The organism is Pseudomonas sp. (assembly GCF_049590575.1).
GTDB lineage: Bacteria > Pseudomonadota > Gammaproteobacteria > Pseudomonadales > Pseudomonadaceae > Aquipseudomonas.
This window is the reverse complement of sequence record NZ_JBAWDE010000111.1, coordinates 1-1,947: the sequence shown is the minus strand read 5'-3', so window position 1 is coordinate 1,947 and position 1,947 is coordinate 1. Positions and strand designations below refer to the sequence as shown.

The 1,947-nt window shown below is 58.0% G+C and carries 2 protein-coding genes; both read left to right on the top strand.

The annotated features are described in order from the left end of the window. The first annotated feature begins 190 nt into the window (after window positions 1-190). On the top strand, window positions 191-1,120 hold the full coding sequence (locus WBR57_RS08800) for a phosphopantetheine-binding protein (protein WP_424083495.1): 930 nt from the start codon (window positions 191-193) through the stop codon (window positions 1,118-1,120). A gap of 29 nt (window positions 1,121-1,149) precedes the next feature. Continuing rightward, window positions 1,150-1,947 (top strand): beta-ketoacyl-[acyl-carrier-protein] synthase family protein (locus WBR57_RS08795; RefSeq protein WP_424083494.1); only part of this gene is annotated, 798 nt, incomplete at its 3' end.

The following is a 1,947-nucleotide window of genomic DNA, read 5'->3' as shown; positions in this document are numbered from 1 at the left end:
GCGCTGCATACGCGGGAGCAACTCGACCTTTTTCTGGCCGCCCTGCGCCCGGCTCTTCAAAAAGTCGGTTTTATCCCTTCCTAATTCGTCGGATTTCATTGCGAAGCATACCCTGCGGTCTTGCCGCGGGGTTTTTCATTAAATGTAACCAAGGATTACCGATATAATAGATTGGAGCTGTCCGAAAAAAATGATCCACACGGAAAATAGTGTTGTTACCAAACTCACGGACGAGCAGGAAGCCAAGCTCCGGGAATCATTCAAGCGTTTCAGTCCGGAAACGCTTGAGGCCATCCTCCGCTTTCGCCGCGAACGCGATCTCGACGCGGTCATTGTCAGCATTCACGGCATTATCGAACGATATTTAAAATTCGATCCGGGCGAACATATCGCGCAACGTCCCGACACAACCCGTCTGGGTGAAGATTTGGGCATTGATTCACTCACCATGCTGGAGATCGTCATGTCGATCGAGGAGGGGCTCGATTTTCGAGCGGAAGATTCCGATGTGCGCAATATCCGCACCCTGGGAGACGTGCGGCGGTACGTGGATGACCGCGTCCATGGGCGCCCTGTTTCCATCGCCATGATCGAAACCTATGATCGCTACCGTTTGTGCCTGATCCTGCCCCAGCAACCCCCCTTCCTCTTTTTGGACAAGGCGGAGTTGCAGGGCGACGCGGTTCGTGCCACGTACCTTTTCCGGGGCGACGAATTTTTCTTTCCCGGCCATTTTCTGAACGATCCGGTTGTGCCGGCTTCCATTGTCTACGAGGCTCTGGGACAAGCGTGCTGTCTCTGGATGTTGGAGCAGGTTCCCTCCCGTTTGCAGCAGACACCAGCCACGAATCAGCTGCTCTTTGTCGGGATGGACGAAGCCCGATTCTTTCGACGGGCCAAGCCGAACGATGAGATTCATATTTCACTGACGTTGACTCGCCTGCGCGCGCCTCTGGCGATTTTTTCGGGTCAGGTCAAGGTCCAGAACCAGTTGCTCGCGCGGGTCGAAGGACTCACCCTGGCTTTTGGAGACTTCAATCCGGCGGCGTTCGACGCCGCACCGAAGGCCGCCGTCAATTCACCCTCCCGCAATGGCGCCGAGGTGAGCGCGCGGGTTTGAAGAAATGTTTTGTCCCACGCTCGAATCGCTTGAAAAAACGGGTTGTTATCACCGGTCTCGGCTTTGTCACCAGCATCGGAAACAGTCGCGCGGAGGTGTTGGAAAGCCTGCGTCACGCGCGGTCGGGAATTGAGGTCTTCGCAGAACTGCCGGACGTGGTGGGCGGCCCGAGGCTGGCCGGTACGATCAAGAACTTCTCGTTCCCCGGCCTGCAATTCGACGACTGGACTTATCCTCCCGAGTATTCGATTGAGCGCAACGACCTTCGCTCCATGAGCCCTCATGTCGTCTTCGCCTGGTGCGCGATGCAACAGGCCATCGCGGACGCCCGGCTCAACCCGGACCGGATTTCCCATCCGCGCACGGGAGCGATGTGCGCCTCGGGTGGATCGATGTGGATGACCTACGAGAATCTCCGGGTCATGGTCGCGGAGGGCGTGCACAAATGTTACCCGCTTTCGGTCCCGGCCAGTATGCCCGGAACGCTCAACGCGAATCTTGCCGCCTGCTTTAAATTGAAGGGATCCGTGGTCGGATTCCTGAGCGGCTGTGCCTCGTCCGCTCACGCCTTGGGCTTTGGCTACGACCAGATCAGCCAGGATCGTCAGAATGTCGTCTTTGTCGTCGGCGCGGAGGACTGCAACAAATTTAGCATCCTGCCCTTCGCCAGCGTGCGCGCCCTCAGCGTGGCGACCGACCCGGCCCGGGCGCCATGTCCGTTTGATGTCAAACGCGACGGCTTTGTGGGCACGGGCGGAGCGACGGTTTTGATCCTGGAGGAGCTTGCATCAGCGCTGGAACGAGACGCCGCCATCTATGCGGAAGTG